This window comes from Janthinobacterium sp. BHSEK (assembly GCF_056174685.1).
Map to the genome: position 1 here is coordinate 1 of NZ_JBWBYV010000076.1, position 7,985 is coordinate 7,985.

Below are 7,985 nucleotides of genomic sequence, written 5' to 3' on the forward strand. Positions count from 1 at the left end.
AGAGGACCGGCGCCTGGCGCATGGTGCGAACCTTGAAAATTACCTCGCGTACCCCGCCTTTGACGGTATCGCTCAGGACGTCGATCTGCGGTGCCTGCAGGCCGGCCATCCGCGGCGCCGGACTGGCCCAGTACTTGCGCGAGCCGGCGCCGAACAGTTCCGGCACCTGCTGTTTCTCGCTTATATTGGGAAAGTAGGTCTTGCTCCAGTCGTCGAGCTGATCGTCGCGCGATATCCAGTAGGCCTTGCCGGAACCGCTGTCCCAGGCATAGAACAGGTTGGCCGTGTGCGGATGGTCCGCGTCTGTGCGGGCGGTCAGCGAACCGGCCACCAGGAAGAACGCGCAGGCGGCCAGCGGTAGCGCCGGGAGTAAGAAACGGCGCGTCAGCATGCTCAGTAGCGGCGTCATGAGACCGGCCACCAGCGCCAGCATCAGCCCGCTCACCACCGATGCCTGCGGGCTCAGTCCGACATACAGATTGCGCACCGCCGGACCGCACAGCAGCACCGCCGGCACCAGGCCCAGCACCAGCAGCGCAATACGCGCGCCGGCGGTGATGTCCGCGCAGCGGCGCGAGAACAGCAGCCCCAGCACACCCAGCAGCGCCAGCAGCGGCCAGGCAAACATCGCGGTAATACCCGGCATGGCAAAGCTGCTGAGCACCAGCAAGCCCTGCCACAGCAACAGGGCGCCAAAGCCCAGTTCGAGTGGGCGCAGCCAGCGCTTGACGCCGCCCGCCATTGCGATATAGCCGGCGATCACCAGGCCGACGAAAGCCAGAAGATACCACTGGCTGTTGTACGGATCGCCCAGCACGCCGTATTCCGGATGCACCAGCGAGACCGCCCCCCACACCAGTTGGCAGGCGATGCCCAGCAAGATGGCCATCACCAGGAACACCGGCATGGCCAGCAGAATGCGGCCGGGGCGCAGGGCGCCGCGCTTGATGCCCATCACCGCAACCACGCACAGCAGCGCCGCCACTACCAGCGTCAGCGGGATCACTGCGGTCGAGGTGTAATGCACAAGGCCGATGCCGGGCAGGTCGAAGTACACGCTGTCGTGCGCCTTCAGTTCTCGCAGCGCGCCGTTGCCAAAGTGCCGCACCAGGGACAACATGGAGTCGCCCTGTTGCTGCAAGGTACGCTGGTCGAGGTTGGCGATGCTGTCGGTATGCAGGTGGTAAGCGGCAGGATTCTCGATGGCAGCGAAGTTCAACCCGGCTATGCCGGCCCGCTTGAACGAGGTCATATCGGTATCGTTCGGCATCTTCTTGTACAGCTCGTAAAGCATGGAGCTGCTCACCTGCTGCGGCACCGCCTGCGCCAAGCCGGCAATCAGCTTGCCGTTGCCGGGGCTGGTCTCGAACATCAGCATGGGACCGCTGTTGCCACGATACTCGAAGTTGAGTACCAGGCCGACGTCCTTGGTCCAGGGATGGCTCGAAACGAACAGCTCGGAACCAAGCAGCCCGGCCTCCTCGCCGTCGCTGAACAGGGCGATCAGATCATTCTGCAATGGCATGCCGGCCTTCACGGCGCGCAGCACTTCCATGATGGCTGCCACAGAAGCGCCGTCATCGGCCGCGCCCGGTCCCGTCGGCACGGAGTCATAGTGGGCCGCCAGCAGCAGCGCCTTGCGCGCAGCAACTCCGGCGCCGGCGCCGGGTATGCGCACCACGATGTTGTGGACCATGCCCACCGCGCCCCAGGGGCGGGTGTTCATCTTGCCGACGCCGGACTGGATCTCCGGTTGCAGGCCGAGCGCCTGCAGCTCGGCAACGATATAGGCGCGCACCTTGGCGTTCTCGGGCGTGCCAACCGCATGCGGTTCATGCGCGATATGCTGCAGATGGGCCATGGCGCGCGCCGCCGAAAACACGGTGGGCGCCACGGTAGCCGGCTGCGGCGCCGGCAGCCGCGTGCTGCCCAGACTCAGCGCGACGAGCAGCAGCAGGGCGAGGATGGCACCGATGCCGAGGCCCCAGCCCGCTTTGTCAGCGGCTATGGCTTCGCTTTTCTTGCCGGCCTCGCCGGCCTTGGGGAATAGCACGGAGTTAGATATAGACATGAATACACCTTCCTTGGTTCATTGGGCTGACTGCGTCCGGGCCAGCCGGGGCCACATCGTCCACAGGACGATAGCGGCCGCTGGCAGCGCCGCGAAGTGCAGGTATAGGGTGACGCGGGGATCGACGCCGGCATGCAGCACCGGCGCCCCATTGATGCTCATATACGCCAGCACGCAGGCCAGCACTTCGAACGGCCGCGGGCTGCGCGAGGCCGCGCCCAGCGCCAGTCCCCAGGCAGCCAGCGAAACGCTGGCTGCCAGCAGCGCGGCCGCCACCGCCGGCGCGGTGGCGGCGAAGCGCAGCACGGCCGGCAGCGTCAGCACGGTGCCCACCAGCACCAGCATCGCCAAGCGCGCCCACAAGATATGGCGACCGGCGTGGGCGGCGCTGAAGACCACCGGCGCGGTGCCGGACTCGCCTTCGCGCAGGGAGGCGTGGGCATACATGTCGAGGCACAGCAGCCAGGCGGCAATGGCGGCGATGCAGGCGGCGTTGGCCGGTCCGGCAATCTGCACCGCGGCCGCTCCCAGCGCCGCCAGCCACCACCACATCTTGCGATGACGCAGGGCCAACTGGATTTCGGATGCCAGCAAAGTGCCGAATACCGAGCGCTGCAGAGGGCGCAGCAGCGCGCCGAGCCAGCGCAGGCGGCTGCCGGAGTCGTCACCCACCGCGCCGCCGGCGACGCTGCTGCGGGCGGCGGCCCGATCGAGGAAGGGCGCACACACGATCACCCCCAGCGCCGACAGCAGCAGCCAGAACAGCCGCCCCGGCAAGACCTGCGGAGTCACCTGCCATTCTGGCCACTCGAAGAGGCGGACCTCGGTGCGGCGGGTGCCGCAGGCCAGGCAGAAACCCTGCTCCAGCGGTTTATCGATCTGCGGCGCGGCGCGCTGGCGCACTTCATGATTGAACACGGCAAGACCGAAAGGATCACCGATCAGGCCAGACTGAGCAGCGGCATCGGAATGGCGGATGTTCTGCGCCGAGGCTGCCAATATTGCCAGCCACACCACGAAGTACAGCACGCTGCCCGCGGTGCGCCGCAACCATGGCACCAGGTCGAACCAGACCGCGAACATCGCCGTCAGCGCCAGGCCCGGCAACTGCAACAACAGCACAGGTTTGAGCAGCTCGACCAGGTCGATCCACATATCCTCGGCGCGCACCCACTGCGCCGCCACGCCCACCGCCACGCCCGCTGCCACGACCAGCGCCAGCACCACCAGATGGCTGCACCACTTGGCCAGCAGATAAGTGTGGCGCCGCAGCGGGGTGGCGACCAGCAGTTGCCAGACCCGGCTTTCGATGTCGCGGGTGAGCGTGCCGCGCACCAGGTAAAAGCCGATCAGCGACAGCCAGATCGATGTCATGGACAGCACCATGCCGATCCACGCGCTTGAATACTGGCCGCGGTACTGGCCATTCAAGCCCAGAATCATGTATGGCGCCCCGATAGGAGGGAAACACCACCAGGCGGCCACGGCAACGGCGGCCACGGCCAGCCAGAAGCGCGGCGTGCGCACGCGCGCCAGCAGGTCGGCGCCCACAATGGAGATAAACCGGCGCAAGGCTTCCACGTCAGACCTCCCTGCTTTGCGACAACAGCCAGACGTAGGCGTCCTCCAGGCCCGGCGCCACCGCCAACGCACCCGGCCCCGGCGATTCGGCGGCGACGATGCGCACCCGCACGCCGTCCGGCAGCCGCATCGAACCGCTGACATGATGGCGGCTGCGCAGCGCTACCAGGTCCTCGGACTTGACGGTCCAGTCCCACACCCGCCCCTCGGCCTGGGCGATCAGCGTTTCCGGCGCGCCCTGATAGCGCAGAACGCCCTGGTGCATCACCGCCAGCGCGGTGGCGCTGGCCTCGATGTCGGACACGATGTGAGTGGACAGAATCACCAGGCGGCGGCCGGCAAGATCGGTCAGCAGGTTGCGGAAGCGCAACCGCTCCTCCGGGTCGAGGCCGACGGTAGGCTCGTCGACGATCAGCAGCTGCGGATCGTTGAGCAGGGCCTGGGCGATGCCGACCCGCTGGCGCATGCCGCCCGAGTAGGAGCCGATGCGCTTGTCGGCGGCGGCCTCGAGTCCGACCGCTTCCAGGCATTGATCCACGCGCGCCGCCGTCTGCGCATGCGGCAAGCCCTTGACGGCGGCGAGGTAGCGCAGGAATTCGCGTGCGCTCAGCGAAGGATAGGCGCCGAACTCCTGCGGCAGGTAGCCCAACGCGCAGCGCAGCGCGTCCGGATCGCGAGCGATGTCGACGTCCCCCCACAGGATGCGCCCCGAACTGGGACGCTGCAGAGTAGCCAGCATGCGCATCAGCGTCGACTTGCCGGCGCCGTTGGGCCCGAGCAAGCCCAGAATGCCGGGCTCGATGCGCAGGTTAAGATCGGAGACCGCCCGATGGCCGTTGCGGTAGCGATAGGTCACCGCTTCCAACTGCAGGCTCGGACACAGCTTCTGGATTTCTATGGATGAATGCAACATGGCTCACTCAATTCAATAAGGAAGATGCGGAAGACACGGCTGCGGAGGCAGCCACCGGTGCGGCTTTCGGCTGGCGTCGCCACTTGTGCGAGATCCACACCATCAGGTCGTCGACATAGGTGAACACCACCGGGATCACCAACAGACTGAGCAGAGTTGAAGTGATCAGCCCGCCGATCACCGCAATCGCCATCGGCGCCCGGAAACTGGGGTCGGCGCTAATGCCCAGCGCCAGCGGCAGCATGCCGGCCCCCATCGCCACGCTGGTCATAATGATCGGCTGGACGCGCTTGCGGCAGGCATCGAGCAGGGCACTCGTGCGATCCAGCCCCTGTTCCCGACGGGCGCGTATCGCATACTCGACCAGCAGGATCGAGTTCTTGACCGCTATACCCATCAAGGTCAACAAGCCCAGCAGAGAAGGCATGGAGAGCGCCTGACGCGTCAGCAGCAGCCCCAGGAAGGCACCACCTATCGACAGCGGCAATGCCGCCATGACAGTCACCGGCTGCATGAAACCCTTGAACAGCAGCACCAGCACCAGGTACACGCACAGGATGCCAATGAGCATGGACAGGCCGAAGCTGGTGAACAGTTCCTGCATCATCTCGACATCGCCCGACTTGCCGCGCTGGACACTCGCGGGGAGGTTCTTAACGCTCGGCAGCTTGTCGACGAGGTCCTGTACCTCGCTGATCGGCCGGCCGTTGAGTTCGACGTGGATCACCACCCGGCGGCTGCGGTCGCGCCGGTCGATACGGGTCGGGCCGCTGTCGATGCGCAGCTCGGCGACCGAGGACAACGGCACGTTGCCCTGCTTGCCCGGCACCGACAGGCGCTCGAGCAGCGACAGGTCTTGGCGCGCCGCCTCTGGGAGCCGTACGCGGATGGGGATCTGCCGCTCCGGCAGGTTGAGCTTGGCCAGCGCCTGGTCGTAGTCGCCGATGGTGGCCACACGCAGCGTCTCGCCGATGGCGGTGGCGTTCACACCGAGGTCGGCAGCCCTGGCGAAATCGGGCGTAACGATGAGTTCAGGCCGCACCAGGCTGATACTCGAATAGATCGCGCCCAGGCCGGGGATGCTGCGGATATCACGCTGGATCGCCAGCGCCGCCGTCTTCAGCGCCTCGGGATCGTCGCCGGTCAGCAGCAGTTCCAGCTCCTCGCCGGCTTCGCCGCTACTGCCGACGGTGGCGCGCACGCCCGGCACGTCGCGCATCAGCTCGCGCAGCAGGATGTTGATTTCGGTCTGCTTGCGCACCCGCTCCTTGCGCGGCTTGAGATTGATGGTCAGGGTAGCCTTGCGCACGTCCTCGCCACCGATGGCGCTGTACACCTGCACCATGTCCGGCGCGATATCCTTGTTCCGCGCGATCAGCAGGCGTGCCCGTTCGGCCGCCGCGCGGGTGCGTTCCAGGGTGGCGCCCGGCGCCAGCTCCAGCGTCACCTTGGTCTGGGTACCGTCGGCCGGCGGAATGAAGCCGCTCGGCAACAGAGGGATCAAGGCCAGCGAGGCGACAAAGAGCAGTGCCGACAGCGCCAGCGTGCGGTGGCGGTGCCGCAGGCACCAGCCCACCGCCGCCAGATAGCGCGGCAGGATCCGGCTCGGCCTGGGCTGTTGCGCCAGCAGCTTGGGCTTGAGCAAATAGGCCGCCATCATAGGCGTCAGCAGGCGCGCCACCAGCAGCGAAGCCGCCACCGCCACCGAAGCGGTCCAGCCGAACTGCTTGAAGTACTGACCGACCACGCCATCCATGAAAGCGGTGGGCAGAAAAACGGCGATCAGGGTGCAGGTGGTGGCCACCACCGCCAGACCGATCTCGTCGGCCGCTTCCAGCGCTGCCTGCAACGGCGTCTTGCCCTGGTACAGGTGACGCATGATGTTTTCGATCTCGACGATGGCATCGTCGACCAAGATGCCGATCACCAGCGCAAGCGACAACAGGGTTATCATGTTGAGTGTAAAACCCAGCATGCTCATCACCAGGAAAGTGGGAATGATGGACAGCGGCAGCGCCGCCGCGGATACCAGCGTGGCGCGGCCATCGCGCAGGAAGAACCAGACCACCAGCACGGTCAGGAAGATGCCCTCGTACAGCAGGGTCATGGAGCCGTCGTAGTTTTCCTGCACCGAATCAACGGCGTTGAAGGCTTCCTTGAAGACGATGTGCGGGTCTTTTTTCGCCAGTTGCTCGACTGCCTGGCGCACCGCACGCGCCACGGTGATCTCGCTGGCACCCTTGCTGCGTGTGATGTCGAAGCCGACCACCGGCTTGCCGTCCAGCAGAGTGATGATCGTACGCTCGGCGGTGCCGTCGATCACGCGCGCCACCTGGTCGAGGCGGATGCTGCGACCGTCCGGCAGCGCCATGTCCATGGCGGCAATCTCGGCCGTGCTGCCGACCGTGCCGATGGTGCGCACCGACTGGTTGGCGCCGCTGATATTGGCCTTGCCCCCCGAACTTTCGCGCTGCACCCGGCGCAGCTGGCTGGAAATGTCGGCGGCCGAGACGTTGAGCGCCGCCATGCGGATCGGATCGAGTTCGATCAGCACCTCGCGCTCCACGCCGCCAACGCGCGCCACTTTGCCCACGCCGGACACGCCCAGCAGCACCTTCGATACCTGGCTGTCGACAAACCAGGACAGCGCCTCCTCATCCATTTGGGAGGAAGCGACGGTGTAGGTCAGGATGGGCTGGCCGGCCAGGTCGAGTTTGGAAATCACCGGATCGCGGATATCGGCCGGCAGATCGGTGCGCACGCGGCCCACCGCATCGCGCACATCGTTGAGCGCTTCGGCAGGGTCTTTCTCCAGCCGGAACTGGACTGTAGTCTCGACCACGCCATCGCTGATGGTGGTAAACACATGGCGGACCTGGGATACCGACAGCAGCGAACTTTCGATCTTGCGCGCCACTTCCGCTTCCAGCTGCGGCGGCGAGGCGCCGGGCAGGCTGGTGGTCACGAACACAATGGGAAAGTCGATGTCAGGCTGTTCCTGAATCATCATGCGTTTGAAACTGATCAGGCCAGCCACCGTCAGCAGGATGAACAGCAGGATGGCGGGGATCGGGTTGCGTATCGAAAAGGCGGATAGATTCATCGCGTGCTCCGTTTACCGAGAGACCGAAGTGGTCCGGGCGGGCGCCGACGGCGCCGTCTGGTAGGCCAGCTTGGGCTGGGCCTGTTCGGCGGCCACCTTGACCACGTCTCCGTCGGCCAGGAAACCGGCGCCCTGGTCGACCAGCACCGCATCGGCGCCGACCCCGGCCAGCACCTCGATGCGGTCGCCGACCCGGCGTCCAAGGCTGACCTTGGTTTGGCTGACCTTCTCGTCAGGGCCGACCCTGAACACATAACCGTGGCCATCGCGCATCACGACCGCGCTCTGCTGCACCGTCAGCGCCGACGCGCGGCCAA

At 66.2% G+C, this 7,985-nt stretch carries 5 protein-coding genes; all 5 read right to left on the minus strand.

Translation table 11 applies throughout. From position 1 onward, the window contains the following. Nucleotides 1-2,071 (minus strand): M28 family peptidase (locus tag AC0V2Y_RS23325; RefSeq protein ID WP_475418377.1); only part of this gene is annotated, 2,071 nt, incomplete at its 3' end. An 18-nt stretch (nucleotides 2,072-2,089) separates the two neighbouring features. After that, a complete protein-coding gene (locus AC0V2Y_RS23330; protein ID WP_475417547.1) occupies nucleotides 2,090-3,652 on the minus strand; it encodes an ABC transporter permease subunit in 1,563 nt (520 codons plus the stop codon). Between the two features lies 1 nt (nucleotide 3,653). Then, nucleotides 3,654-4,565 (minus strand): ABC transporter ATP-binding protein, encoded by a 912-nt coding sequence (locus tag AC0V2Y_RS23335; RefSeq protein ID WP_475417548.1) that lies wholly within the window; start codon nucleotides 4,563-4,565, stop codon nucleotides 3,654-3,656. Nucleotides 4,566-4,572: 7 nt separating this feature from the next. Further along, complete coding sequence (locus AC0V2Y_RS23340) at nucleotides 4,573-7,668, minus strand: efflux RND transporter permease subunit (protein ID WP_475417549.1); 3,096 nt, start codon at nucleotides 7,666-7,668, stop codon at nucleotides 4,573-4,575. 12 nt (nucleotides 7,669-7,680) lie between these two features. Beyond that, nucleotides 7,681-7,985, minus strand: a 305-nt coding sequence (locus AC0V2Y_RS23345) for a permuted SH3 domain-containing protein (RefSeq protein WP_475418378.1), incomplete at its 5' end; no start/stop codon positions are given.

Excerpts from the sequence above, each read along its gene's own strand:
- AC0V2Y_RS23340 (WP_475417549.1), bottom strand. The coding sequence starts at position 7,668 with ATGAATCTATCCGCCTTTTCGATACGCAACCCGATCCCCGCCATCCTG.
- AC0V2Y_RS23335 (WP_475417548.1), bottom strand. The coding sequence starts at position 4,565 with ATGTTGCATTCATCCATAGAAATCCAGAAGCTGTGTCCGAGCCTGCAG.